Annotated in this window: 23 protein-coding genes; 5 read left to right on the forward strand and 18 right to left on the reverse strand. The window is 57.2% G+C overall.

Annotated features, from left to right (window positions below; all coding sequences use genetic code 11):
• Window positions 1–36: 36 nt before the first annotated feature.
• On the forward strand, window positions 37–957 hold the full coding sequence (locus P6287_RS15570) for a LysR family transcriptional regulator (RefSeq protein WP_277974038.1): 921 nt from the start codon (window positions 37–39) through the stop codon (window positions 955–957).
• Here P6287_RS15570 and P6287_RS15575 read toward each other — a convergent pair.
• The gene (locus tag P6287_RS15575) at window positions 954–2,117 is read right to left on the reverse strand and encodes an MFS transporter (RefSeq protein WP_277974039.1); all 1,164 of its coding nucleotides are present in this window, start codon (window positions 2,115–2,117) and stop codon (window positions 954–956) included. The genes P6287_RS15570 and P6287_RS15575 overlap by 4 nt on opposite strands.
• A 362-nt stretch (window positions 2,118–2,479) precedes the next feature.
• Between P6287_RS15575 and P6287_RS15580 the strand changes: the two genes are divergently transcribed.
• Complete coding sequence (locus P6287_RS15580; protein ID WP_101761972.1) at window positions 2,480–3,106, forward strand: hypothetical protein; 627 nt, start codon at window positions 2,480–2,482, stop codon at window positions 3,104–3,106.
• Between the two features lie 196 nt (window positions 3,107–3,302).
• On the opposite strand, the gene P6287_RS15585 is transcribed toward P6287_RS15580, so the two are convergent.
• From P6287_RS15585 to prfB, 9 genes are all read right to left on the reverse strand, one after another.
• On the reverse strand, window positions 3,303–3,974 hold the full coding sequence (locus P6287_RS15585) for an urea carboxylase-associated family protein (RefSeq protein ID WP_277974040.1): 672 nt from the start codon (window positions 3,972–3,974) through the stop codon (window positions 3,303–3,305).
• A 13-nt stretch (window positions 3,975–3,987) separates the two neighbouring features.
• The gene (locus tag P6287_RS15590) at window positions 3,988–4,653 is read right to left on the reverse strand and encodes an amino acid ABC transporter permease (RefSeq protein WP_101761970.1); all 666 of its coding nucleotides are present in this window, start codon (window positions 4,651–4,653) and stop codon (window positions 3,988–3,990) included.
• Complete coding sequence (locus P6287_RS15595; protein ID WP_192412037.1) at window positions 4,653–5,303, reverse strand: amino acid ABC transporter permease; 651 nt, start codon at window positions 5,301–5,303, stop codon at window positions 4,653–4,655. Before P6287_RS15595 ends, P6287_RS15590 begins: the two co-directional genes overlap by 1 nt.
• Window positions 5,304–5,306: 3 nt before the next feature.
• A complete protein-coding gene (locus P6287_RS15600) occupies window positions 5,307–5,954 on the reverse strand; it encodes an urea carboxylase-associated family protein (protein ID WP_277974041.1) in 648 nt (215 codons plus the stop codon).
• Window positions 5,938–6,570, reverse strand: coding sequence for an urea carboxylase-associated family protein (locus P6287_RS15605; protein ID WP_101762022.1), 633 nt, complete (start codon window positions 6,568–6,570; stop codon window positions 5,938–5,940). Before P6287_RS15605 ends, P6287_RS15600 begins: the two co-directional genes overlap by 17 nt.
• A 2-nt stretch (window positions 6,571–6,572) precedes the next feature.
• Window positions 6,573–7,409 (reverse strand): transporter substrate-binding domain-containing protein, encoded by an 837-nt coding sequence (locus tag P6287_RS15610; protein ID WP_277974042.1) that lies wholly within the window; start codon window positions 7,407–7,409, stop codon window positions 6,573–6,575.
• A 262-nt stretch (window positions 7,410–7,671) separates the two neighbouring features.
• Window positions 7,672–8,523 (reverse strand): MurR/RpiR family transcriptional regulator, encoded by an 852-nt coding sequence (locus P6287_RS15615; RefSeq protein ID WP_277974043.1) that lies wholly within the window; start codon window positions 8,521–8,523, stop codon window positions 7,672–7,674.
• 248 nt (window positions 8,524–8,771) lie between these two features.
• Entirely contained in the window at window positions 8,772–10,292 is a 1,521-nt protein-coding gene (lysS, locus tag P6287_RS15620) for a lysine--tRNA ligase (RefSeq protein WP_277974044.1), read from the reverse strand.
• A gap of 9 nt (window positions 10,293–10,301) precedes the next feature.
• Window positions 10,302–11,400, reverse strand: a protein-coding gene (gene prfB / locus P6287_RS15625; protein WP_277974045.1) for a peptide chain release factor 2 whose coding sequence is annotated in 2 segments (ribosomal slippage) — window positions 10,302–11,324 and window positions 11,326–11,400 — 1,098 coding nt in all. Because the reading frame shifts where the segments join, the coding sequence is not laid out codon by codon here.
• A gap of 554 nt (window positions 11,401–11,954) precedes the next feature.
• Here prfB and P6287_RS15630 point away from each other — a divergent pair.
• Window positions 11,955–14,717: an autotransporter domain-containing protein gene (locus P6287_RS15630; protein ID WP_277974046.1), complete on the forward strand. Its 2,763-nt coding sequence runs from the start codon at window positions 11,955–11,957 to the stop codon at window positions 14,715–14,717.
• Between the two features lie 95 nt (window positions 14,718–14,812).
• On the opposite strand, the gene recJ is transcribed toward P6287_RS15630, so the two are convergent.
• The 3 genes from recJ to xerD are packed head-to-tail and all read right to left on the reverse strand — an operon-like array spanning window position 14,813 to window position 18,176.
• Window positions 14,813–16,540 carry a single-stranded-DNA-specific exonuclease RecJ gene (gene recJ, locus P6287_RS15635; protein ID WP_277974047.1) on the reverse strand — a complete coding sequence of 576 codons (1,728 nt, stop codon included), beginning with the start codon at window positions 16,538–16,540 and terminating at the stop codon, window positions 14,813–14,815.
• Between the two features lie 6 nt (window positions 16,541–16,546).
• Window positions 16,547–17,260, reverse strand: coding sequence for a bifunctional protein-disulfide isomerase/oxidoreductase DsbC (gene dsbC / locus P6287_RS15640; RefSeq protein ID WP_101761962.1), 714 nt, complete (start codon window positions 17,258–17,260; stop codon window positions 16,547–16,549).
• Between the two features lie 22 nt (window positions 17,261–17,282).
• Window positions 17,283–18,176, reverse strand: coding sequence for a site-specific tyrosine recombinase XerD (gene xerD / locus P6287_RS15645; protein ID WP_277974048.1), 894 nt, complete (start codon window positions 18,174–18,176; stop codon window positions 17,283–17,285).
• Window positions 18,177–18,276: 100 nt separating this feature from the next.
• Here xerD and fldB point away from each other — a divergent pair, with 100 nt between their 5' ends.
• Complete coding sequence (gene fldB / locus P6287_RS15650) at window positions 18,277–18,795, forward strand: flavodoxin FldB (RefSeq protein WP_101761960.1); 519 nt, start codon at window positions 18,277–18,279, stop codon at window positions 18,793–18,795.
• Here the strand turns inward: fldB and P6287_RS15655 are convergent.
• Both P6287_RS15655 and sdhE read right to left on the reverse strand, forming a co-directional pair.
• Window positions 18,792–19,151: a protein YgfX gene (locus tag P6287_RS15655; protein ID WP_271461227.1), complete on the reverse strand. Its 360-nt coding sequence runs from the start codon at window positions 19,149–19,151 to the stop codon at window positions 18,792–18,794. The genes fldB and P6287_RS15655 overlap by 4 nt on opposite strands.
• A 34-nt stretch (window positions 19,152–19,185) precedes the next feature.
• Window positions 19,186–19,452 (reverse strand): FAD assembly factor SdhE, encoded by a 267-nt coding sequence (sdhE, locus tag P6287_RS15660; RefSeq protein ID WP_192412043.1) that lies wholly within the window; start codon window positions 19,450–19,452, stop codon window positions 19,186–19,188.
• Between the two features lie 218 nt (window positions 19,453–19,670).
• On the opposite strand from sdhE, the gene ygfZ reads away from it, so the two are divergent.
• On the forward strand, window positions 19,671–20,654 hold the full coding sequence (gene ygfZ, locus P6287_RS15665) for a tRNA-modifying protein YgfZ (protein ID WP_101761957.1): 984 nt from the start codon (window positions 19,671–19,673) through the stop codon (window positions 20,652–20,654).
• A 60-nt stretch (window positions 20,655–20,714) separates the two neighbouring features.
• On the opposite strand, the gene P6287_RS15670 is transcribed toward ygfZ, so the two are convergent.
• The 3 genes from P6287_RS15670 to gcvP all read right to left on the reverse strand — a co-directional run bounded on the left by P6287_RS15670 (window position 20,715) and on the right by gcvP (window position 25,378).
• Window positions 20,715–21,368 (reverse strand): hemolysin III family protein, encoded by a 654-nt coding sequence (locus P6287_RS15670; RefSeq protein WP_101761956.1) that lies wholly within the window; start codon window positions 21,366–21,368, stop codon window positions 20,715–20,717.
• 207 nt (window positions 21,369–21,575) lie between these two features.
• Window positions 21,576–22,319 (reverse strand): SDR family oxidoreductase, encoded by a 744-nt coding sequence (locus P6287_RS15675; RefSeq protein ID WP_277974049.1) that lies wholly within the window; start codon window positions 22,317–22,319, stop codon window positions 21,576–21,578.
• Between the two features lie 185 nt (window positions 22,320–22,504).
• Window positions 22,505–25,378, reverse strand: coding sequence for an aminomethyl-transferring glycine dehydrogenase (gene gcvP / locus P6287_RS15680; RefSeq protein WP_277974050.1), 2,874 nt, complete (start codon window positions 25,376–25,378; stop codon window positions 22,505–22,507).
• Between the last annotated feature and the right edge of the window lie 54 nt (window positions 25,379–25,432).

Consider the following 25,432-nt stretch of genomic DNA (forward strand, 5'->3'; position numbering starts at 1 on the left):
CTATACAAATATGATATGGGTTATCTGGAGGAGACAATGGCAAAAATTAACTGGCGACATATCGAAATTTTTCACGCGGTGATGACCAGCGGCAACCTGACGCAGGCGGCGACGCTGCTGCATACTTCGCAGCCCACGGTGAGCCGCGAACTGGCGCGCCTCGAGCAGCAGCTCGGCCTGCAGCTGTTCGAACGGGTGCGCGGCCGCCTGCAGCCCACGGTGCAAGGCTTGCGGCTGTACGAAGAGGTGCAGCGCTCGTGGTACGGACTGGATCGCATCATGGATGCCGCCGAAGGGTTGCGTCAGTTTCGTCAGGGTGAATTGTCGATCGCCTGCCTGCCCGTGTTTTCGCAGTCGCTGTTGCCGCCGCTGCTACAGCCCTTTCTTCAGCGCTATCCGCAGGTTAGCCTGAATATCATTCCGCAGGAGTCGCCGCTGCTGGAAGAGTGGCTGTCGGCACAGCGTTACGATCTCGGCCTGACCGAAACCCAACACGCACCGGCGGGCACCGAACGCTTGCCGCTGCTGACCTGTGACGAAGTGTGCGTGCTGCCGCCACAGCATCCGCTGTGTCAGCGCGAGGTGCTGATGCCGCAGGATTTCCACGGTGAAAACTACGTCAGCCTGTCGCGCAGCGATAGCTATCGCCAGCTGCTGGATTCGCTGTTTCATGAGCAGAATGTGGAGCGTCGTCTGGTGCTGGAGACGCACAGTGCGGCTTCAGTGTGCGCGATGGTGCGCGCGGGCGTGGGGATTTCAATTGTGAATCCGCTGACGGCGCTGGATTACGCCGACAGCGGTGTGGTGATGCGTCGCTTCAGTATTGCTGTGCCCTTCACCGTTAGCCTGGTGCGGCCGCAGCATCGACCGGCTTCGGCGCTGGTCGATCACTTCTGCGACCACCTGCAACGGCACGTGGCGGCGTTTCCACAACGTATTGCCGAGCGGCTGGCTTAAGCGTTGACCGCTTCGCCCTGCCCGCCCGATTTGCGGAAGGTGATCAGGCAGATCACCAGTCCGACCGCGGCGAGCGCAGCAGCGGCAACCGGCACCGACGTCAGGCCATAACCTTTCTCGATCACCGCGCCACCGACCCACGCGCCGAGCGCATTGCCGACGTTAAAGGCGGAGATATTCAGCGTGGAGACCAGATTGGGTGCATCTTTGCCGTGGCGCACCACGTTAATCTGCAAGCCCGGCACGGTGGCGAAGGTCGCCATCGCCCACAGGAACAGCGTGATTTCCGCCAGCCACAGCGCATGGCTGGTCCAGCTGAACAGCAGCGAGAACACTGCAATCAGCACAAAGCTGAGGATCAGGCTGAACGACACTTTCCAGTCGGCCAGCTTGCCGCCGAGGATGTTGCCGACGGTCAGACCCGCGCCAATCAGGAACAGCGTCCAGCTAACACCTCGATCCGAGATACCGGTCACCTGCAACAGCAGCGGGGCAATGTAGCTAAACAGCGCAAACATCGCCGCCGCAAAGAATACCGTCATCAGCAGCGACAGCCACAGTTTGCCGTTGGCCAGCGCGCTGATTTCACTCGCCAGATGCACCGGCTTCTCTTCTTTGTTGGTCGGCAGGCTCACCATCAGCGCGATAAAGGCGAAGATGCCGATGATCGCCACGCCCCAGAAGGTGGCGCGCCAGCCAAACATCTGACCAAACCAGGTGCCGAGCGGCACGCCGAGCACGTTGGCCAGCGTCAAACCGGTGAACATCAGCGCCACGGCAGAAGCTTGTTTACCTGGAGCGACCAGGCTCGCCGCCACCACTGCACCGATGCCGAAGAACGCACCGTGACACAGCGCCGTCACCACACGCGCCAGCATCAGCAGGTTGTAGGTGTAGGCCAATGCACAGAGCACGTTACCGATGATGAAGATGATCATCAGCAGAATCAGAGTACGTTTACGCGGCAGTTTGGCGGTCAGCAACGCCATGATCGGCGCGCCAATAGCGACGCCCAGCGCATAGCCGCTGATCAGCCATCCCGCAGAAGGAATGGTCACTTGCAGATCGCCAGCCACCTCGGGCAGCAATCCCATAATGACGAATTCCGTAGTGCCGATGGCGAACGCACTCAGCGCCAGCGCCAGTAATGCAACAGGCATAACACACTCTCCCAATAATTTTTTGCAGGCGGGCCGCACTGCGAACGCAGTACGGTAACAACAGACGCTTATTAAAATTTGAACTGCGTCACATTGTTATTAAAGCATAGCCCTTCCATGCCAACCACCCTGCGCGCCGCAAGACTATTTTGCGCCCGCAGCAATAATCCCTGCGCGCGAAAATGTCACTGACTAACCATTGAGACAGATGGAGGTTTCCGCGCTACGCTTGAAAAGGATGTGATCGTTATCACAGTGAGTCAGCTTTTGACGCAAAATCAAACAGTAAAAGATGGACGTGCACTGCCGATACCTCAATGGATTGCCCGGTTATGGGGTGTCAAAAATCGAGGGGAAAGCGTATGCGATGGCTCATCGCGCTAACGGTTGGCTGCCTAAGCGGCTGCTCTGTTGGGCATTACGAATACAGCAAAGAAGCAGCAAAACGCGTCGATATGACCGTCACCGGCATTCCAACGGTGCTGGGCATTGGTGCGCTTGGCACCACCATTCCTCTCACGCCCGAATACAGCCTGACGGCGGCCCACGTGGCGAAGTATTCACTCTATCGGGTGAAAGCCTGGCATCCCGAATGCGATATCGCTGTGGTGTACCATAAAAACAGCGAAGCCAATTTGCCGCCGCCGTTCCGCAATAGCCATATCGGCGACGACGTGAATCTGTATGGCTACAGCTTTATTTCCGCGATGCCGGTAGCGTCAAGCGGCAAGAATCTGATCAATACCACGCTGGCGAATGACTGGAACAAAGCCAGCTGTGTGGTGGTGGCGGCCAATGCCGGCGTGGTGAAAGGTATGTCCGGCGGCGCGGTGTATAACGCCAGCGATGATACGCTGGCGGGGGTGATTGTCGGTTACAGCAGCCAGATTGATGACAATAAAAGCGGCAAAACGCTGTTTAAGAATGTGGCGCTGTATGTGCCGTACGCACGGTTTCAGGCGTGGCTGGATGGGGTGGTGAAGTCTTAGATCGTGCTGGCTGTCCCCCTCCTCGGTCGGTGCTGGCTGTCCCCCTCCTCGGTCGGTGATTGCTGTCCCCCTCCTCGGTCCTCCCCCATAAATGGGGGAGGAAGATGCTGCAATATGATAGTTCTGAAGCTGCATGTGGCAGCGTCTCCTTCCCCCATTCATGGGGGAAGGCCGGGATGGGGGACAGCGTGCACAGTCAAGCCGGAACCCACGCCCCCTGCACCTGCACCTGCGGGAAACCGCTGGTCAGGATACGCAGTTCGGCATCGCGCGGGGTGTTGTCGCCCTGCCCCTGAATGCTGACGATATCCTGCGGACAGGCGGAAAACGCCACAAAACAGTCCATCTCGGCGCGCAGCACAATATAGTCACCCGGCTTCGTCACCACCGGCAGCGTCTTCAGCGTGATGCCATCCGGCTGCACCTGAATATTCATAAAGATATTAAACGAGGCCAGATTGCCATGCGGCAGCGTCACGCCCAGTTCACGCATGCCTTCAAACAGATTGTCATGGCAGTTGCGATGCGGTTCGGTGCAGCCGAGCAGCTCATAACGACGCGCATCGCAGGCCGCCATAAAGGTGTCGTGCACGCCTGGCGAGGTATCCGCCACCAGCGTCAAAATCGGATGGCGCTGGCTGGTGATAAAGCTGTCGCCCACTTTGGGATTGAGACGCTGATTCCACACGCGCGTCGCCTCCATACACATATATTCACTCACATCCTCAGCGTTGTACGCCCAGCAATCCACCACCTGCGTGCCGTGCAGGTTAATCACCTGCACCGCTTCACCTCTCTTCAGGCGCACCGCTTTGCCGTAGCGCGCCGGGATGGTCATCGCTTCACGATGCTGAAATTCAGCCGACATGTTGTTCTCCTGATTAATGCTGCATGGCACGACGATAGCGCGTCATGCGAGATTCAAGGCCGCGCGCCAGCCAGTCGATAATGCTGTTGAGCAGCCAGTAACAGAGCGCCACCGTGAGATAGATCTCCAGCGGCGCGTAGGTATCCGAAATCGCCTGTTTGGCGGCGTACATAAACTCCTGCACCGAGACAATCGACAGCAGCGCGGAGTCTTTAATCAACCCGATCATCAGCCCGACCAGCGGCGACAACATCTGCGGCAGCGTTTGCGGCAGCACCACGTCACGCAGTTGTTCGCTGCGGCTCAGGCCCAACACGCGGCACGCTTCCCACTGCCCTTGCGGCAGCGCATCAATCGCCGAGCGGATCACCTGCGCAATGTAAGGCGCGTAGTAGAGCGTCAATGCCAGCACGCCCACCACCGGCGACGACAGCGTGATGTCATATTCCGGCAACACAAAATAGAGCAGATAAATCACCACCAGCAGCGGCAGCGCGAGGGTTAAGCCGCTGTAAAGATTGAGCAAACGCAGCCAGAACCGCGAGGCACGCATCAGCAGCACGGCCAATAGCGCGCCCCACAGTAGCGAGCAGAGCGCCGCCACCAGACAAAGCTGCAAGGTGGCGAGCAGGCCGTCACCGAGTGACGGCAAAGAGGTGATAATTGCCTGCCAATCCATTACGCCAACCTCCGCTTCGCTTCTAAACGACGCGCCGCCGCAATTAACGGCATGGCGATCAGCAGATAACCGGCCGCCACCAGCAGCAGCACCTGCGTGGCTTCGTAGGTGCGGGCGATGACGATCTGTCCGGCGTAGGTCAGTTCAGTGAGCGCCACCACCGACGCCAGCGGCGTGGTTTTCAGCAGAATGGTGAATTCATTCACCAGCATCGGCAGACTGGCGCGCATCACTTGGGGATTGATGACGTACCACCACGTCAGCAGGCGGCTCAGACCCAGCGTGCGCGACGCTTCCAGCTGTCCGCGCGTCACCAGGCTGCGATTCACGCGCAGGATTTCCGCCACGTACGCGCCGCTGTTGAGGCCAATGGCAATCACCGCCGCCAGCATCGGCTGACCGCCCAATCCCAGCCGCGGCAAGGTGAAAAACACCACAAACAGCTGCACAATCGCTGGCGTTCCGCGCATCACGCTGACATAGCAACGCCCGATGGCGCGCCAGATCCAGGCTCGACGCAGCTGCAGGAAGCAGCCGAGCTGCCCCATCACCACGCTGACTAATGACGCCAGCACGGTGAGCACCAGCGTCATCAGCAGGCCGTGTCCGAGTTCCGGCAGCGCGGCCACTACCTGTTGATCCAGCCCCATGCGTTACTCCGCGTTAAAGTCGTGCAGGTTTTCCGCCACCGACACCAGCAGCGGCGCGGGACGATCGTTGCCCTCAATGCCGGTGTTGCAGGCGGAGACGATGAACTGCGTGTCCATCACCACGCGACAGGTAATGCTGTCGCCAGCTTGGGTCAGGTTGGTTTCCGGCAGAATCTCGCCTTCACGCGTCAGCTTGACGTGCATAAACAGGTTGATGGGATCCGGCAGCTTCGGCACCACCATGCCCAGACGCGCCAGCTCGCCGCGCAGCGCATCGAGGCAACCTTCGCCCGGATAACCGCGCTCAGCGAGAAACGCCGTGGTGGAGGCCGGCAACAGCAGGTCGTGACGCTTCACGCTGTCTTTGCCCAGCACCATCATCGGACGACGACGGTTGTTCACCAGACGCATGCCGGAACCGAGCAGGTAGCTGTTGCTAAACACCCGCGTGTGGTGCACCGACAGCCACACGGCGGGATCGGCCAGGCTAAAGCCAAACAGCGAAGCCACCGCGCCGTCGCCCTGAGCGGTGATGCGCAGCAACTGACCGCGCAGCACGCTAATCGAACCGATGCTGCCCGCTGCAACCTGCACCGGTTCAGCCAGCGTGCGCACGGCGGTTTCTTCATAACTTTCACGCATTAACAGCATGATTCATCTCCTGAGCGTGAAAATGGTCGCTGACCACGATGTCGATTGGCGTCACCTGCAGGCCGTTGCCGGGAATAATGTCCTGCGGGCAGGATGAGACCGCGCAGATCAGATCGCACAGCGCTTCAAAGGTGATGCTATCGCCCGCTTTGCTGTTGGGATCGGTCACTTCCATGCGACCATCGGCGGTGACCGGGCCGTTCTGAAATAGGTTGAACGGTTCCGGCAGCGAGAAGTAGGTGACGCCAAACGCCTTCATCCCCTCCAGCAGGTTATCGACGCAGTTGCGATGCCCTTCGACACCGAAATCGATGCTGAAACGGGTGCGATCGCAGGCCGGTACGTTGGCGTCGTGGATGCCGATGCTGTCGGCAAGAATGCGCAGCATCGGGCGGTTTTCACTCGACCACAACGCGTCGCCCGGCTTAAAGAACAGCGAGCGCAGCTGTTGGCGCGTGTGCACCGGCGACAGCTTCTCGTTCAGGTCATCGGCATTCACCGCGACAAAATCGGCCGCCTGCTGCCCTTCGCTGTCAATCACGGTAATAAACTGGCCCTTGCGCACGCGGAAGGTTTTGCCAAAGCCGGCAGGCACCGTCAGGTTGGACTGGCACATAATTACTCCTGCGGAATGAAGTCGCTGGCGGGCACGGTAAAGGTAGTGCCGAGATACTGCTGTTGCAGTTTGGTCAGTTCGCCATCTTTCTGCATCGCGAGGATGTGGTCGCTAATGGCTTTGTTCAGGCTGCCATCTTCTTTGCGAGTCGCCCAACCCATCCACTGCGACGGGCCGACTTCGCCCACCTGCGCCACTTTGCCGGCATATTTTTTTGCTACCGGCGCCAGTACCGAGATGTCGTCATAAACGAAGTCGGCGCGTTTGGTCATCAAGGTGCTGACGGTTTGATCGAGTGAATCGACATTGATGATGGTGATCGGTTTTTTACCCTCCTTCTTCAACTGTTCGTTGAAGCCCTTCAACAGCTGCTCTGGCACGCTGGCGGTTTTCACCGCACCGCGCAGACCCGACAAGCTTTCCGGACTCAGGGTTTTGCCGCTGAAGGATTTCGCCTCGGCTTCACGCACCAGCACGCCGTTGACGGTTTTGCTGTACGGCACGGTAAACAGCACTTTTTTCGCGCGTTCCGCCGTGACGTTGAGGGATGAACCTTCGGCATTGAAAGAGCCCGAAATCAGGCCCGGCAGAATGCCGCTGAAGGCGGTTTTCTGAAACTCCAGTTTCACACCGAGATCGTTGGCAAAGGATTGCATGATCGCCACGCTGTAACCGGTGATCTCACCTTTGTCATCGGTGTATTCGTAGGGAGGAAAGGTTGGATCGATACCGACGGTGATTTTGCCGCTGCTTTTGATGTCGGCCAGCGTATCGGCTTGTGCCTGCGCCATGGTGCCGACGGAGAGAAGTGCGGCAATCAGCAGTGCTGTTTTTTTCATTATGGTGTTTCCCTGGTGTTGGTGAAATGTCATTTTCTAATGAGCATATTTTGTGCCAGCTTTTTCACTACCATGCAGGGAGACCTGATAAAAACCATCTTTTATTGAATAAAATCAAATGGAAACATTTGTTTCTTAATTTTTATTTTTAGTTTCTGTTATTTCACACACGGTAAGACGGGGATAATTGGATGGGTGGGCACTGGACAGAATTGCACCGTTTTGGTGATTTTTCTGGCGCACAATGCGCCAGCAAGGCGCATTATTCCAGTTCATCGAGGGATTGGTGCAGCGCTTCGATTTGCGCGAGATGATCGTTGCTGGCTTTACCCATTTGCCGGGCCACCAGTGAACAGAGCAGATTACACACGCCAGAGAGCGCGGCGGTGCTGTCGAAAATCAGGCTGCTGTCGGTGTGACAGCGGATTACCCACCGCGCATGGCGCGCCGGTTTGCCGGAGAGCACGTCGGCGATATACAACATCGGCACGTTGCGCTCGGCCAGCGCGTTCATCGCCGCCTCCAGCGCGGGCATGCGCCGACGCAGACCGACGCAGATCACCACATCCTCGGCAGTCAACGCCGCTACATGTTCCGCCAGCGAATCGCCGGGACGCGGCAGCAGACGCACATCGGAGTGAATATGGATCAGGTCACGATAGATCAGATGCGCGATGGTTTGGCTGTGGCGCCAACCCATGACCACCACGCGTCGCGCCTGGCTGATGGCGCTGACCGCCTGCTGCAGCTGTTCGCTGTCCAGCGTGCGATAGCTGTTGACCAGGTTGGCGATCTCTCTTTCCAGATGCTGCTGCATGATGCTCGCCAGCGGCGACGCGCTGGGTGCCGGTTGCAGATAGAGCGGTGAACCGCTGCTTTGCATGTCACGCGCCTGGCGACGTGCGGCTTCATAACTTTCATAGCCGAGATGGCGGAAGAAGCGCGTGGTGGTGGCTTTGGACACGCCCGCGCTGTGTGCCAGTTCGGTGGCGGTGTTCATGGCTAACTGGCCTGGTGCGGCGAGTAGCACATCGGCAAGTCGCTGCTCGTGGCTGGAGAGTTGATCCCAGTGCTGACGAATCCGGCCCTCTAACGTTGCCGCTTTTGCACTCATGGTGATTCCCTGAAAAAGAAAAAAACCATCCTGCACAGAGCGTGCCGGGTTGTCATCAGGAATTTTGTGTTGGGGGGAATGTGCTGGCTGTCCCCCATCCCGGCCTTCCCCCGCTAGCGGGGGAAGGAGACGCTGCCACATGCAGCTTCAGAAGTCACATTTTGCAGCATCTTCCTCCCCCATTTATGGGGGAGGACCGAGGAGGGGGACAGCCAGCACGGACCGGGATGGGGGACTGCGGCGAAATACTACTTACCGGTCGGGCGCAGTGCCGGGAACAGGATCACGTCGCGGATGGTGTGGCTATTGGTGAACAGCATCACCATACGGTCGATACCAATACCCAAACCAGCGGTTGGCGGCAGGCCGTGCTCCAGCGCGGTGACGTAGTCTTCGTCGTAGAACATCGCTTCGTCATCGCCAGACTCTTTCGCATTCACCTGCTGCAGGAAACGCTCAGCCTGATCTTCTGCATCGTTGAGCTCTGAGAAGCCGTTACCGATTTCGCGGCCGCCGATGAAGAACTCAAAGCGGTCGGTGATTTCCGGGTTCTCGTCGTTACGACGCGCCAGCGGTGATACTTCAGCCGGGTATTCGGTGATGAAGGTTGGCTGAATCAGGTGCGCTTCAGCGGTCTCTTCGAAGATCTCTGTAACGACGCGGCCCAGGCCCCAGCTCTTCTCAACTTTGATGTGCAGTGATTGGGCAATCGCTACCGCTTTATCAAAGTCTTCCAGATCGCTCAGGTCAGTTTCCGGACGGTATTTCTTGATCGCTTCACGCATGGTGAGCTTCTCGAACGGCTTACCGAAATCGAAGCTGTGATCGCCATACGGCACTTCCGTGGTGCCCAGCACATCCTGCGCCAGCGTACGGAACAGGCTTTCGGTCAGTTCGATCAGATCTTTGTAATCCGCATACGCCATATAGAGTTCCATCATGGTGAACTCTGGGTTATGGCGTGGCGAAATCCCTTCGTTACGGAAGTTACGGTTGATCTCGAACACGCGATCAAAACCGCCAACCACCAGACGCTTCAGATACAGCTCTGGCGCAATACGCAGGTACATATCGATATCGAGCGCATTATGATGGGTGATGAACGGACGCGCAGATGCGCCGCCCGGAATCACCTGCATCATCGGGGTTTCCACTTCCATAAAGTCGCGGTTAACCATGAACTGACGAATGCCAGCCATGATTTGTGAGCGAATTTTAAAGGTTTTGCGCGAATCGTCGTTGGAGATCAGATCGAGATAACGCTGACGATAACGGGTTTCCTGATCGGCCAGGCCGTGGAATTTGTCCGGCAGCGGACGCAGCGCTTTGGTCAGCAGACGCAGCTCAGTGATGTGGATCGACAGCTCACCGGTTTTGGTTTTGAACAGCTTACCGCGCGCACCGAGGATATCGCCGAGATCCCATTTCTTGAACTCCTCGTTGTAGACGCCTTCTGGCAGATCGTCGCGTGAGACGTAGATCTGAATCTGGCCGCCGACATCCTGCAGGGTCGCGAATGACGCTTTACCCATGATGCGGCGCGTCATCATACGACCGGCCACGCTCACTTCAACGCCCAGCGCTTCCAGCTCTTCATTCTCTTTCGCGTCATAGCTGGCGTGCAGCACATCGGACGTGGTATCGCGGCGGAAATCGTTAGGAAACGCCACGCCTTTTTCACGCAGCGCGCTGAGTTTTTCGCGACGCGCTTTCAGTTCGTTGTTTAACTCAAGGGCGGCATCAGCGCTCTGCGGTTGTTGTTCAGACATGTCGGTTCCTTATAGCCCTGCTTTTAAACTTGCTTCAATAAAACGATCGATATCGCCATCCAGCACCGCTTGGGTGTTGCGGGTTTCTACGTTGGTACGCAGATCCTTGATGCGTGAATCGTCGAGAACATAAGAACGGATCTGGCTGCCCCAGCCGATATCAGATTTGTTATCTTCCGCTGCCTGCTTATCCGCGTTTTTCTTCTGCATCTCATATTCGTACAGCTTGGCGCGTAACTGCTTGAAGGCCTGATCTTTGTTCTTGTGCTGTGAACGGTCGTTTTGGCACTGCACCACAATGTTGGTCGGCAAGTGGGTAATACGCACCGCAGACTCGGTTTTGTTTACGTGCTGGCCACCCGCACCGGAGGCGCGGTAAACGTCGATACGCAGATCGGCAGGATTGATATCGATATCGATGTTGTCATCCACTTCCGGGTAGATAAACACCGAACTGAATGAGGTGTGACGACGGCCGCCGGAATCGAACGGGCTCTTACGCACCAGGCGATGAACGCCGGTTTCGGTACGCAGCCAGCCAAACGCGTAGTCGCCGATGATTTTAATGGTGGCGGATTTGGTTCCGGCCACTTCACCGTCTGACTCTTCAATAATTTCGGTTTTATAGCCTTTGGCTTCCGCCCAGCGCAGATACATGCGCAGCAGCATGCTGGCCCAATCCTGCGCTTCAGTGCCGCCGGAACCGGCCTGAATGTCCATGTAGCAGTCGGCGCTGTCATATTCGCCAGAGAACATACGACGGAATTCCAGTTCGCCCAGCTTCACTTCCAGTGCATCAAGCTCGGCAACCGCTTCGTTGAAAGTCTCTTCGTCGTCAGCTTCCACCGCCAGATCCAGCAGGCCCTGCACATCTTCCAGGCCTTGCGTCATGTGATCTAAGGTTTCCACTACCGCTTCCAGTGAAGCACGTTCTTTACCCAGCGCTTGCGCGCGCTCAGGTTCGTTCCAGACGTCAGGCTGCTCCAGCTCGGCGTTTACTTCTTCGAGGCGTTCTTTCTTGGCATCGTAGTCAAAGATACCCCCGAAGAACGTCGCTGCGCTCACTGAGGTCCTGGATACGATTTTTGACCGGATTAATTTCAAACATGGCTTTTCAGTCTTTTTTGACGATTCGGTGAAAGGAGATAAAAACTAACGCGCTAGTTTACCCGAAAGTGTGCGCACTTTGTAGCATTGCACGCCGCCTGAGTGAGCGCGCCTCCGCCGTAAGAAAAAAAGTTCTTATCCTTCTGGAAAGCTTTACCCGCTACGCTTTCCCAAACACCCCCGCAAATACCTCGCCTTCAGAACCTTCTTAGGAGTTTTCCTGCAAAAATTAGGCAATTGGCGCCAGATGACGTCATTAAAGATCATGATTTATAACGATAAATCATTAAGAATTGTCTTGTGAGAAATTTCCTGCAAGAAAGCAGACACGTCTCAAATAACGCCATTAAGCAGCTGATATTCAGCCTATCGATTTATTAGCGCCCTTTTATCATTTTGCTCAGTGACTATCCCCCCGATGGACATCACTGACGTCCAGACCGTTTGTCACCACGATCGCCAGGAATGCGCAGCTTCGACAGGGAATGACACAGTAATCAGCGCCCGTAAACGTGAGCGGGCACAACATGTCCTGAGAGACATGAAGGAGTATCGATGTTTATTCCCGGTTTGCGCACTTCACCGCGCCTGCTTGCCTTGTTAATGCCTTTGTTACTTACCGCCTGCGGAGGCGGTGGCGGCGGCGGAGGTGGCGGTAGCGCGGCAACCTCGCCCACCACCGGCACCCCTGAGACACCCACGCCAGCTCAGCCCAGCGCTTCAGGCAATGCCAGCAAAGTCGGCATTATTGATTCAGGGTTATCGCCCGATCGCAGTGAAATCAATTACGCCAACGTGCAGTTCACCAGCTACGTCGGCGGCGGCAGTAGTTTGAATGATAATCAGGGCATTAACGGTCACGGCACCGTGGTGGCGCTGACGTTATTAGGCCTGTCGCCGGGCAGCACACTGTATGTGGCGCAGGCATCGCAGAACAATATCTTTCAATACGACGATACCGCCCGTGCGGTGAGCGGCCTGCTGAGCCAGGGCGTGCGGGTTTTCAATATGTCGTATGCCTCCAACGAGCGCTTAACCTCCGCACAGGCGCTATCCGATGCGCAGCCGCACTATCAGGTGCTGGTGCAAAGCATGCGTGAGATTGCGGCCGCTAACGGTTTGGCGGTGGTGATCACCGGCAATGGCGGCACTGCAACACCGTCCCCTAACGCGCAGCTGCCGCTGATTTATCAGGACAGCGCGTTGCAAAAGAATATGCTGGCCGTTACCGGCGTGATGGACAGCACCTCATACGACACGGCGAACCGCGCGGCGTTAACCGGGCCGTTTGATGCCTGTGGTAACGCCGCGGCATGGTGCCTGAGCGCACCGGGATACACCGATTATCGCTTTCAGAACGCCGATGGTACCTGGGTGAATGCGCGCAGCTACGGCACCTCGTTTGCCGCGCCGCGCGCCGCTGCGGCCGCTTCGCAAGTGTTGCAGCGCTTTCCGTGGATGAGCGGCTACAACCTGCAGCAAACGTTGCTGACCACCGCCACTTATCGCAGTGATGCTTACGCAGGCGCTGCGGATAGCGCCAACGGGCGGCCTTACAACAACACCTTCGGCTGGGGCGACCTCAACCAGGCGAAAGCGCTCAACGGTCCGGCAATGTTCTGGGCCAATGATTTTCACGCCAGCCTGGATGCGGGTAGCTATGTCTTCTCGAATGCCATCAGCGGCGATCGTGGCCTGATACTCGACGGCGCCAATAATGGCGGCGTGCTACGGTTAACCGCTAACAACAGTTACCTCGGCCAGACCAGCGTTGCCGCCAATACGTTGCTGATTGAGGGTGCGATTGCTGGCAGTGCCAACGTCAGCGGCAGTGGCACTTTAGGTGGCAGCGGTGTGATTGGCGGCAGCTTACTCAATCAGGGAACGGTCAACGGCGGTTTGCAGGTGCAAGGCGATTACCAGCAACGCAGTAATGGCGTGCTCAATATCGCGTTAAACAGCCCGCTGCGTGTAGCGGGCCACTCGACGCTGGACGGCACGATGAACCTCGCGCCCCCCTCATCAACTTATGTGGTGAAACAGCAGGAAACGCTGCTGACCAGCGATGCGGGTGTTAGCGGTCAGTTCAGCCAGGTCAATACTGGCGTGTTTCTTGATGGTTCGGTCAGCTACAACGCTAACAGCGTCACTGGCCAGCTGACGCGTAAAAATACCGCAGCAGTAGCGGCAGCGCTGGGCATGAACAGCGCCAGCACTCAGCAAACGGCCGCGAATCTGGAGCAGGCGTTTAGCGTAGCGGACAGCTGGCAGCAACAGGGTTCACTGAGCAGTGCGCAGCAGTCAGCGCTGGGCGCAGCAGGAGCGTTTCAGTCGCTGGCAGATGCCCGCAGTGCGCAGGCCGCCATCAATTCACTTTCCGGTCAGGCGCACGCTTCCAGCAACGCGGTACTGTTTAACGCGCTGGATTATCAAAGCCGCCTGTTGAGTAACCGTATCGCCGATGCCAGCGCTGACAATCGTTACGGTTTCTGGCTGGAGAGCGGTCAACTGCGCGGTTCACTGGATCAGGCGGGCTACCTCGGCACCGATTACCGCAACACGCTTACCGCATTGGGCGTGGATAGCGATTTGGGTATTTCTGGTCTGCGTGTGGGCGTGGCCTGGACGCAGAATCAGATCGACTCAACCTACGACCAAAGCGGCGGCACCAGCCGTAATCGCCTGCAAGGCGCGATGCTGTATGGCCGCTACGATTTGACGCCAGCATGGTATCTGCAGGGCAATCTCAGCTATCAACATGGTCGCGATGAGTTAAAGCGTCTGGTGTTGCTGGATGAAGCTTCGCCGGTGTCATCGACCACCAGCAGCAACAGCTGGCAGGCGGCGCTGCAAAGCGGCTATCGCTGGACAATTGAGGAGAATTATCGCCTCGAACCCTATCTCGGCTGGCGTGAAACCGGGCTGGATACCGGTGCGTTTGAGGATAAGGGCAGCGCGTTTGGTCTAAGCGGCGACGGCGACAGCTATCGACGCAGCGTCGGTTATAGCGGTTTGAGTATCAGCGCACGGCAGGATTGGTCGGCTGGATTGTGGAGCATGCTGAGTCTTTATGGCGAATATCAGTACGCATTCAACAATCCGTCGATGGATGTCAGCGCGCGCTGGGGCGGATTTGGCGATGACCAGAACCGTTTCACGATTCCCGGCATGCAGCTTGATCGCCGTTCGCAGTGGTTAGGTGTGCGGTTGGATGTGGCGCAGACGTCACGCGCGCGCCTGTTCCTGCGCGCCGATCAGCACTTCGCCGATCGCGGTGACGAAAAAGTGCTGCGCGGCGGTGTGGATGTGAGTTTCTGATAAACGTTTAATCGGTCAACTGAGCGCGATAAATCGCGCCGCTACGGATACGTGCACAGGTAGCGGCGCGATGCATTGCGCGTTTTGGTAGTGAACTACATCGGCCAAAGGTGATCGATGATCAATTGCACCGAACGATTGCCGCGGTATTCGTTGATATCCAGCTTGTAGGCCAGCTGCACCTGACGCACGCTGCTGTCTGGCCACAGCGTGGTATCCACGTTGAAGGCAATCCCATCCAACAGCGGGCCGCCGCCGAGCGGCTCGACCATCACTTTCAAATGACGCTCGCCCACTAACCGCTGTTGTAACAGCTTGAACTTGCCATCGAACACGGGTTCCGGGAATGCCTGGCCCCACGGACCGGCCTCGCGCAGCATTTCGGCAGTATGCAGGGTAAACTCCTGCGCATGCAGTTCGCCGTCCGACCAAATCACGCCCTGCAACGCTTCGCCATCCAGCCACTCATCAATCAACGCGGCAAATCGCGCACGGAACTCCTCGTACTTCGCGGTTTCCAGTGACAATCCGGCCGCCATGGCGTGACCACCAAATTTGATCATTAAGCCTGGGAACAGCGTGTCGAGACGCTCCAGCGCATCGCGCAGATGCAAACCCGCAATTGAGCGGCCCGAACCTTTCAGCGTGCCGTCTCCGGCGGGGGCGAAAGCGATCACCGGGCGATGGAAGCGCTCTTTCAGGCGCGACGCCAGAATCCCCACCACGCCCTGATGCCACTCGGGATGGTAGAACGCCAGTCCAAGCGGCAGATCGGTATGCTGACGCTCCAGCTCATCGCACAGCGCCAGCGCTTCGCTCTTCATGCCCTGCTCAATCTCTTTACGCGTCTGATTCAGCGCATCGAGTTCATTCGCCAGCATGCGCGCCTGGGAAATATCTTCGGTGAGCAGCAGCGCCACGCCGACTGACATATCATCCAGACGACCGGCAGCATTCAGGCGCGGGCCCACGGCAAAACCGAGATCGCTGGCGGCGAGTTGGCGCGCATCGCGGTTGGCAATCTCCAGCAGCGCGCGAATCCCGGCACGGCATTTGCCCGCGCGAATACGGCTCAAACCTTGCCACACCAGAATGCGGTTGTTGGCATCCAGCGGCACCACATCGGCCACGGTGCCCAGCGCCACCAGATCCAGCAGCTCCGCCAGATTTGGCTCGGCTCGGCTCTCACTAAACCAGTTTTGCTGACGCAGGTGCGCACGCAGCGCCAGCATCAGATAGAAGGCCACGCCAACACCCGCCAGCGAACGTGAGGGGAATTCGCTGTCGTTGAGGTTCGGATTAACAATCGCTTCGGCGGCGGGCAAGGTTTCGCCCGGCAAGTGGTGATCGGTAACCAGCACCGGAATGCCGTGCTGATGCGCGGTATCCACTCCGGCATGTGATGAGATGCCGTTATCGACGGTGAGGATCATCTCCGCACCGCGCGCTTTAGCCTGCTCGACCACTTCCGGACTCAAACCGTAGCCATCTTCGAAACGGTTTGGCACTAGATAATCCACATTACCGCCGAGGCTGCGCAGCGCCAGCACGGTTAACGCGGTGCTGGTGGCGCCATCGGCATCGAAATCGCCCACCACCACGATACGTTTGCCCGCCAGCAGCATCTGATGCAGCAACGTTACGGCGGCTTCGATGCCGCCCAGCGTTTGCCACGGCAGCAGATGTTTAGCGCCGCGCTCCAGTTCCATCGCCTCTTTCACGCCGCGTTGCAGATACAAGCGGCGCAGCAAAGGGGGCAAATCAGCGGGTAAGCTGGCTTCGGTCTCGGCTTCGCGCCGACGCAATTCAACAGAATGAATCACTGTGCGTTAACCGCCACGCTTCTGGCCGTCAAGCACCTGCTTCAGCTCTTGCGGTCCCTGATAGCCAGGAATCATCATGCCGCTATCCGTGAGAATGGCTGGCGTACCCTGAATGCCAAACAGGATGCCGAGTTTGTACTGCTGCTCGATATTGATTTTGCAGGTCGCTGGCGCATCCATCTGCGGCGCATCGCCTTTCATTGCTGCATCGAAAGCTTTGTTACGATCGGCGCTGCACCAGATGGCGCGCATGGCTTTTTCTACCTGACCATTCAGACCTTCACGCGGGAAGGCCAGATAGCGCACGGTGATGCCGAGCGCGTTGTAGTCGGCCATCTGCTCATGCAGCTTGCGGCAGTAGCCGCAGGTGATGTCGGTGAACACGGTGATGACGTGCTGCTCTTTCGGCGCTTTATAGACAATCATGTCTGGCGCCAGCGCAGTGACTTTTTTGTCCAGCAGCTGGTTGGTAACGTTGATCGGCTGGGTGCCGCTGACATCATATAGCGGGCCCTGAATCATGTGCTTGCCGTCTTCGGAGACGTAAAGCACGCCGCTTTCGGTCAGCACCGTTTTGATACCCGGCAGCGGGGACGGCTGGATTTCAGCCTGCTGCAATCCCAGTTTTTTCAGCGTTTGCTGAATAGCGTTGTCATCGGCATGCGCCAATCCAGTGAATGCACTGACCAGCAGAGCCAGCATCGTTAGCTGCTTTTTCATCTTAAATCCTTGTTACCGCATCTCAAGCGCGCGGATGATGCTGTTGATGTAACAGACGCAGGCGCTCAGTGGCGACGTGCGTATAAATTTGGGTGGTCGAGAGGTCGCTGTGGCCCAGCAACATCTGTACGACGCGTAAATCGGCGCCGTGGTTCAGTAAATGTGTGGCAAATGCGTGGCGCAGCACGTGCGGCGACAGCTTTTCGCTATCGATACCGGCAAGGGTCGCATAGTGTTTAATGCGATGCCAGAAGGTCTGCCGCGTCATTTGCTGCGCGCGTTGACTGGGAAACATCACGTCCAGCGTTTGCCCGTTGAGCAGCCACGGCCGACCATGTTCCATATAGTATTCAATCCAGTAAACCGCTTCTTCACCTAACGGCACAAGACGTTCTTTGTTGCCTTTACCGATCACGCGCACCACGCCCTGACGCAGGCTGATATCGCTGATGGTCAAACCCACCAGCTCCGTTACGCGTAAACCGGTGGCGTACAGCAGCTCCAGCATCGCCTTGTCGCGCAGTTCGAGCGGCACATCAATGCTCGGTGCCTGTAGCAAGCGTTCGACCTGGTTTTCACTGAGATCTTTCGGCAGACGCTGCGGCAGTTTCGGTGCCGACAGCAGCGCGCTGGGATCGTCGCTGCGCACTTTTTCCCGATAGAGATATTGGCACAAGCGGCGAATGGCGCTGAGGGTGCGCGCCGAGCTGGTGGCTTTGTAGCCGCCCTCAACGCGTTCGGCAAGAAACTGCTGCAAATCAATCGCTTCAAGCGTTAATAGCGTGCGATCGTGGTGATGCAGCCAGCCGGTGAGCGTTTGCAGATCCTGCCGGTAAGAGGCGAGCGTGTTCTGCGCCAGATTACGCTCAATCCAAAGCGCATCCAGAAACTGTTCGATCAGATCGCTGTCCTGCACTGTACTCTCCGCCCGTGTGAAATCGTGCTCATTATGCCTGAAAGTAGCCTGCTTCTGGTACAATTGCCCCCGAGTCAGGTTCAGACAGAGCATTAATTGCATGAATATTGGTTTGTTTTATGGTTCGAGTACCTGTTACACCGAGATGACGGCGGAGAAGATTCGCGACTTTATCGGTGAAGAATTAGTCACGCTGCACAATTTGAAAGATGACGATCCGTCGCTGATGGAGCAGTACGATTTGCTGATCCTCGGCATTCCGACGTGGGATTTCGGTGAGTTACAGGAAGATTGGGAAGCGATTTGGCCGCAGATTCCGGCGCTGAATTTGCGCGGAAAAATCGTGGCGCTGTACGGCATGGGCGATCAGGGCGAATACGCCGAATGGTTCCTTGATGCGCTGGGCATGCTGCACGAACTGCTGCAGCCGATGGGCGTGCAGTTTGTGGGTTACTGGCCGCTGGAAGGCTATGAGTTCACCAGCAAAAAACCGCTGACCGCCGATGGCACGCAGTTTGTCGGTTTGGCGCTCGACGATGTTAACCAGTTCGAACAGAGCGATGAGCGCATTGAGCAGTGGTGCGAACAGATTCTGACGGAAACCGCAGCGCTGCTTTAAGGCAGCGTTTGACCATCCCTTAGAAAACAGCAGGCGCGCAGCGTGCGCCATTCACCGGGCGGCAGGTTGTCATGCATTAACCATAGCCGCCAGCGTTTTCCCTGCTGATTACGCAGCACCAGCAAAACGCCATACGGCAACCAATCCGCCTTACGTTCCGCTCGCCAGCGCACGCCGCGCCACAGCCAATTGCCCTTCACGTCCAGCCCCAAATGACCTACGCGCTGTACCAGACGACGCTCGTTACGCCAGCACTCCGCCAGCAGCAGCACTAACACCGGCGCTTTGCTCCACGCCCACGCGTCAGGCCACTCCAGCGCCAGCAGCAAACCGGTGCACAGTAGAGAAAGCGTCACATTCAGTGCGCGCGCACTGCGTGACGCTCGCAGATCACATTGCCACCGGACCGCGTTCACGGTTGCGCTGCTGAATCAGTTTCACCATACGTTTGAACTCGGGATCAACCGGTTCACCGTGATTCATCAACCAGTTGAACAGATCGGGATCGTCACTCTTTAGTAGCGCGATAAAAACCTGCTTATCGGTGTCGTCCAGCGAATCATATTCAAATTTGAAAAACGGCATGATAGCCATATCCAGCTCCAGCATGCCGCGACGGCATGCCCATTGGACGCGGGCTTTGTCGTTAATTTCCATGTCTCAGGTTCCATGACTAAAAACAGTGGGGCTCAGTGTACCTGCTTTTTTTTCTCGCTGCAGGCGCTGTGCTTAACCCTGTGCAATACCTCGGCGTTACATCCCCCAGTTTGCAATGGGTATCACGCGATTTGTGCGCCATATTCAGTAAACAGGTTGCAAAGCCGCACTGCTCTTTTACCATTGCAACCTATTACCTCATTAATCAGGAAAGAGACATGTCGATTTTTACCCTTCCACCTCGCCAGCCTGCTGCATCGTCACGCCTGCCTTTAACCCTGATTTCGCTCGACGAATGGGCGCTGGTTAAGGTGCAAGGCAACGACAGCACGTCTTATCTGCAAGGTCAGTTGACGCTGGATGTCGCGGCGATGGGCGAGACGCAGCATCGTCCCGCCGCGCACTGCGATGCCAAAGGCAAAATGTGGAGCAACATTCGTCTGTTCCATCGCAGCGAAGGTTACGCTTACGTGGTGCGTCGCAACCTGCGTGAGCAGCAGCTTACCGAACTGAAGAAATACGCGGTGTTCGCCAAAGTCACCATCGTGGCTGACGATGAAGCGGTGCTGCTCGGCGTTGCCGGTTTCCAGGCGCGCGCCGCGCTGGCAGGCGTATTCAGCACACTGCCGGATGCCGAAACGCCGGTAGTACAGCAAGGTGAGAGCACGCTTTTGTGGTTTGATCAGCCAGCCGAACGTTTCCTGCTGGTGACCACGCCTGAACAGGCGAATGCGTTGAAAGAGAAACTGGCGGGAGAAGCACAGTTCAACGACAGCCTGCAATGGCTGGCGCTGGATATCGAAGCGGGCATTCCGGTGATTGAAAGCGCCACCAGCGCGCAGTTGATTCCACAAGCCACTAACCTACAGGCGCTGGATGCCATCAGCTTCAAAAAAGGGTGTTACACCGGCCAGGAGATGGTGGCACGCGCCAAATTCCGCGGTGCGAACAAACGCGCACTCTATTGGCTGGCAGGTAAAGCCAGCAAAGTGCCGGAGGTTGGCGGTTCGATGGAGCTGCAGATGGGCGATAAATGGCGTCGCACCGGCACCGTATTGAGCGGCGTGCAGCTGGATGACGGCAGCGTTTGGGTGCAGGTGGTGATGAATAATGATTTGGAGCCGGATAGCGTACTGCGCGTGGAAGGCGACGAAAGTGGCAAATTGACCATTCAGCCGCTGCCGTATTCATTAACCGAATAATTGCGGGCCGGGTCCGTACTAAACACGTAAGGTCGCCATTTTCGGCGACCTGGATTGAGCTTACATCACGTAAAAATAAATCGCGCAGAAGTGCAACACGCTGCCGCCGAGCACAAAACCGTGCCAGATGGCGTGACTGTAAGGAATACGGCGCGAGACGTAGAATATCACTCCTAGCGAATAGACAATGCCACCGGCAGCCAGCAGCCAAATCCCGCCCGGCGACAGTTTGATCGCCAGCTGATAAATCACCACCAGCGACAACCATCCCATACCGAGATAGGTCACCAGCGACAGCGCTTCAAAGCGGTGGGCAAAGGCGATTTTAAACAGGATACCGGCCAGCGCCAGGCTCCAGATCACCACCATTAAGCCCTGTGCCAGCGGCGAATTGAGCCCCACCAGCAAGAACGGCGTGTAAGTGCCAGCAATCAACAGATAAATAGCGCAGTGGTCAAATTTCTTCAGCCAGTATTTGGCTTTTTGATGGGGAATGGCGTGATACAGCGTTGAGGCGAGATAGAGCAGAATGATGCTGCCGCCGTACAGGCTGTAACTGGTGATCGCGGTAACGTTAGCTTGGGATTCAACGGCTTGCGTCAACATCAACACCAGGCCAATGATGCCGAAAATGCAGCCGATTCCGTGGCTGATACTATTGGCGATCTCTTCGGCCAATGAGTAGCCTTGGGCAAGAACTGGGGTTTGTACCATGAGGGGATTCCTGAACAACGGAAAAAGCGAGTGTGCTATTTCTGAGCAACCAGAGTAACCGGGATAATTTTCAGAGTACACATGTACGCTAAAATAAATCTGTGAGTGGGTGTGACAGGCGAGGGTTTGAATGAATCGGTCGCCATGCATGGCGACACTCCGCACGGATACTGTTTTATGGGGTCGGTATTGATACCGGCTTGGTGATTATCGTCCGCCAGCCGCATCGATAAAGGTGCCCGTCACGTATGACGCGGCATCGCTCGCTAGCCAGGCAATTGCTGCAGCAATCTCTTCTGCCTGGCCGCCGCGTCCCATTGGCAATGCGCTCGCCAGGCGATCGACTCGACCCGGCTCGCCGCCATCGGCGTGCATGTCGGTATAGATAAGGCCAGGACGCACGCTGTTGACGCGAATGCCTTGCGATGCCACTTCCAGCGACAACCCTTTAGTCAGCGTATCCATCGCCCCTTTTGAGGCGGCGTAATCCACATATTCGCCTGGCGCACCGAGACGTGACGCAGCGGATGACACATTGACGATGGCGCCCCCTTTGCCGCCATGATGCGTGCCCATGCGTTTTACCGCCTCACGACAGCAGATGAACGTGCCGGTGACATTGGTGGCGAACACGCGCTGAATACGTTCGGCATCCAGATCTTCCACCCGACATTGGGTAAACAAAATACCGGCATTATTCACCAGCACTCGCAGCGCGCCCTTTTGCTGATCCAATTCGGCAAACATACGTATGACCTGCGCTTCATCGCCAATATCGGCCTGCAGCGCAAACGCACTGCCGCCCTGCGCTTCAATCTCTGCCACCACGCTTGCCGCTTCGGCTGCACGATGACGATAGTTGATCGCCACGCGATAACCCGCCTGCGCCAGCAATAATGCGGTTGCGCGTCCAATGCCGCGGCTACCGCCGGTAATCAAAGCCAGATCCATTTTTGCCTCCACAAAAAAGGGCCGAACAATCGGCCCTTTCATAAATATCACCCGCAACTTTAGCCTAAATAATTTGAGATACAGCAAGGCGGCAAGTTCATTCATCCCCGGGAGCTTACATCAGTAAGTGACCGGGGTGAATGAGCGCAGCCAACGCCGCTGTGGCTCAAAGTATGACGGCTAAATTATTGGTATTCGCTCATTGGTACACACGAACAAAAGACATTGCGATCGCCAAATACATCATCCAGACGTTTCACCGTCGGCCAGTATTTATTGGCGCTACCGGCCGGGAATACGGCCAGCTCACGGGTATACGGATGCGCCCAGTCGCCGACGATTTCTGTCTGCGTGTGCGGTGCGTTCACCAGCGGGTTATCTTCCAGCGGCCATTCGCCATCGGCAACGCGATCGATTTCCATGCGAATAGCCAGCATCGCATCGATAAAGCGATCCAGCTCGATTTTGCTTTCCGATTCCGTGGGTTCAACCATCAGCGTTCCCGCAACCGGGAATGACATCGTTGGTGCGTGGAAACCGTAATCGATCAGACGCTTAGCAATATCCAGCTCGCTGATACCGGTCTGCTCTTTCAGCGGACGAATGTCGAGAATACATTCGTGCGCCACGCGGCCATCGCGGCCGGCATACAGAATCGGATAGGCCGATTGCAGACGGCTGGCAATGTAGTTGGCGTTCAGGATCGCCACCGAACTCGCTTGCTTCAGACCTTCTGCGCCCATCATACGGATATACATCCAGCTGATTGGCAAAATCGATGCGCTACCAAACGGTGCGGCAGATACCGCGCCCTGCTGTGTCAGCACGCCATCAATTTGCACCACGCTGTGACCTGGCACGAACGGTGCCAGATGCGCTTTCACGCCGATTGGGCCCATACCCGGACCGCCACCGCCGTGCGGGATACAGAAGGTTTTGTGCAGGTTAAGGTGCGATACATCCGCGCCGATGTAACCTGGCGTGGTGATACCGACCTGCGCATTCATGTTGGCGCCGTCGAGATACACCTGGCCGCCGTGCTGATGCACGATCTGGCACACCTCGCGAATGGTTTCTTCATAAACGCCGTGTGTTGACGGATAGGTCACCATGATGCACGACAGCTGCTCACCCACCTGCGCGGCTTTCTCACGCAGATCGCCAAGATCGATGTTGCCTTGTTTATCACACGCCACCACCACAACTGACATGCCCGCCATCTGCGCCGATGCCGGATTGGTGCCGTGCGCCGAGCTCGGGATCAGGCAAACATTACGGCCGCCTTCGTTACGACTTTCGTGGTAACGACGAATCGCCAGCAGGCCGGCGTATTCGCCCTGCGCACCTGAGTTGGGCTGCATGCACAGCGCATCGTAGCCAGTCAACTGCACCAGCCATTGCGACAACTGGCCAATCATCTGCAGATAACCCGACGCCTGCTCAGCCGGGCAGAATGGATGCAGTTCGGCAAATTCCGGCCAGGTGATTGGAATCATCTCCGCCGCGGCGTTAAGTTTCATGGTGCACGAACCGAGTGGGATCATCGCCTGGTTAAGCGCCAAATCTTTTTTCTCCAGGCTGTGCATGTAGCGCATCATCTCAGTTTCGCTGTGATGACGGTTGAACACCGGGTGCGTCAGGAAGGCGCTTTCACGCACCTGACCAGCCGGAATCGCACTGTTTTCCGCAGCAACAGCGGCATCCAGCGCATCAATGTCCTGACCGTGCGCATCGCCCAACAGAATGGCGAACAGCGCCAGCACATCTTCACGGGCGGTGGTTTCATCCAGCGTAATACCAACTGCATTGTGGATATCGCTGCGCAGGTTGACGCCGAAGCTTTGCGCGCGGTTCAGCACCGCCGCTTTATCGGCCACTTCAACCGTCAGCGTATCGAACCAGCTGTTGTGGCGCAGCTTCAGGCCACCGTTTTGCAGGCCCGCGGCCAGAATGCTGGTCAGACGGTGAATACGTGAGGCAATGCGTTTCAGGCCAACCGGACCGTGATACACCGCGTAGAGACCGGCGATGTTCGCCAGCAGCACCTGCGATGTACAGATGTTGGAGTTGGCTTTCTCACGACGAATGTGTTGCTCGCGGGTTTGCATCGCCATACGCAGCGCGGTGTTCCCGGCGGCATCGCGTGATACACCAATGATGCGGCCAGGCATTGAGCGTTTGTGCTCGTCGCGACTGGCGAAGAACGCGGCGTGTGGTCCGCCGTAACCCATCGGCACGCCGAAACGCTGGGCAGAACCAAAGACGATATCTGCGCCCTGCTTGCCTGGCGCCTCTAACTGCACCAGTGCCATGAAGTCTGCGGCGACACTCACCACCACTTTGCGGCTTTTCAGCTCGGCAATCAGTGAGCGGTAATCGTGCACTTCACCGTGCGTACCCACCTGTTGCAGCAACACGCCGAACAGATCGTCGTGATCCAGCGCCTTGTCAGCACGATCAATAATCAGTTCAAAACCAAAGGTTTCTGCGCGGGTGCGCACCACATCCAGCGTCTGTGGATGGATGTCATCGGCGATGAAGAATTTGGTGGCGCTTTTCAGTTTGCTAACGCGCCTGGCCATCGCCATTGCTTCGGCAGCAGCGGTCGCTTCGTCCAGCAGTGATGCGGAAGCGATGTCCAGACCGGTCAGATCCAGCGTCAGAGTTTGGAAGTTGAGCAGCGCCTCAAGACGGCCCTGCGACACTTCTGGCTGATACGGCGTATACGCGGTGTACCAGCCTGGATTTTCCAGCATATTGCGCAGGATGACGGGCGGCGTGATCACCGCGCTGTAGCCCATGCCGATCCAGGATTTGTAGCGTTGGTTCTGACTGGCAATGGCTTTCAGCTCTGCCAGCGCTTGCTGCTCGGTCGCCGCAATGCCTACTGCAGGCGGGCCTGGCAGTTGGATGTCGGCAGGCACAATAGAACTGATCAATGAGGAGAGCGAACTGGCACCAATCGCTTCCAGCATTAAGGCCTGTTGTTCCGGCGTAGGACCGATGTGGCGCTCAATGAAAGCACCGTTGTGTTCAAGCTGGCTGAGAGTCTGGGTCATTTGCAGTAAATCCTGAATCGGGCTGGGTTACAAAAATGGCGTTAAATCAGGCAG

This window comes from Pantoea sp. X85 (assembly GCF_029623675.1).
GTDB classification, from domain to species: domain Bacteria; phylum Pseudomonadota; class Gammaproteobacteria; order Enterobacterales; family Enterobacteriaceae; genus Pantoea; species Pantoea leporis.

Excerpts from the sequence above, each read along its gene's own strand:
- P6287_RS15570 (WP_277974038.1), top strand. The coding sequence starts at position 37 with ATGGCAAAAATTAACTGGCGACATATCGAAATTTTTCACGCGGTGATG.
- P6287_RS15575 (WP_277974039.1), bottom strand. The coding sequence starts at position 2,117 with ATGCCTGTTGCATTACTGGCGCTGGCGCTGAGTGCGTTCGCCATCGGC.
- P6287_RS15580 (WP_101761972.1), top strand. The coding sequence starts at position 2,480 with ATGCGATGGCTCATCGCGCTAACGGTTGGCTGCCTAAGCGGCTGCTCT.
- P6287_RS15585 (WP_277974040.1), bottom strand. The coding sequence starts at position 3,974 with ATGTCGGCTGAATTTCAGCATCGTGAAGCGATGACCATCCCGGCGCGC.
- P6287_RS15590 (WP_101761970.1), bottom strand. The coding sequence starts at position 4,653 with ATGGATTGGCAGGCAATTATCACCTCTTTGCCGTCACTCGGTGACGGC.
- P6287_RS15595 (WP_192412037.1), bottom strand. The coding sequence starts at position 5,303 with ATGGGGCTGGATCAACAGGTAGTGGCCGCGCTGCCGGAACTCGGACAC.
- P6287_RS15600 (WP_277974041.1), bottom strand. The coding sequence starts at position 5,954 with ATGCTGTTAATGCGTGAAAGTTATGAAGAAACCGCCGTGCGCACGCTG.
- P6287_RS15605 (WP_101762022.1), bottom strand. The coding sequence starts at position 6,570 with ATGTGCCAGTCCAACCTGACGGTGCCTGCCGGCTTTGGCAAAACCTTC.
- P6287_RS15610 (WP_277974042.1), bottom strand. The coding sequence starts at position 7,409 with ATGAAAAAAACAGCACTGCTGATTGCCGCACTTCTCTCCGTCGGCACC.
- P6287_RS15615 (WP_277974043.1), bottom strand. The coding sequence starts at position 8,523 with ATGAGTGCAAAAGCGGCAACGTTAGAGGGCCGGATTCGTCAGCACTGG.
- lysS (WP_277974044.1), bottom strand. The coding sequence starts at position 10,292 with ATGTCTGAACAACAACCGCAGAGCGCTGATGCCGCCCTTGAGTTAAAC.
- P6287_RS15630 (WP_277974046.1), top strand. The coding sequence starts at position 11,955 with ATGTTTATTCCCGGTTTGCGCACTTCACCGCGCCTGCTTGCCTTGTTA.
- dsbC (WP_101761962.1), bottom strand. The coding sequence starts at position 17,260 with ATGAAAAAGCAGCTAACGATGCTGGCTCTGCTGGTCAGTGCATTCACT.
- fldB (WP_101761960.1), top strand. The coding sequence starts at position 18,277 with ATGAATATTGGTTTGTTTTATGGTTCGAGTACCTGTTACACCGAGATG.
- sdhE (WP_192412043.1), bottom strand. The coding sequence starts at position 19,452 with ATGGAAATTAACGACAAAGCCCGCGTCCAATGGGCATGCCGTCGCGGC.
- ygfZ (WP_101761957.1), top strand. The coding sequence starts at position 19,671 with ATGTCGATTTTTACCCTTCCACCTCGCCAGCCTGCTGCATCGTCACGC.
- P6287_RS15670 (WP_101761956.1), bottom strand. The coding sequence starts at position 21,368 with ATGGTACAAACCCCAGTTCTTGCCCAAGGCTACTCATTGGCCGAAGAG.
- P6287_RS15675 (WP_277974049.1), bottom strand. The coding sequence starts at position 22,319 with ATGGATCTGGCTTTGATTACCGGCGGTAGCCGCGGCATTGGACGCGCA.
- gcvP (WP_277974050.1), bottom strand. The coding sequence starts at position 25,378 with ATGACCCAGACTCTCAGCCAGCTTGAACACAACGGTGCTTTCATTGAG.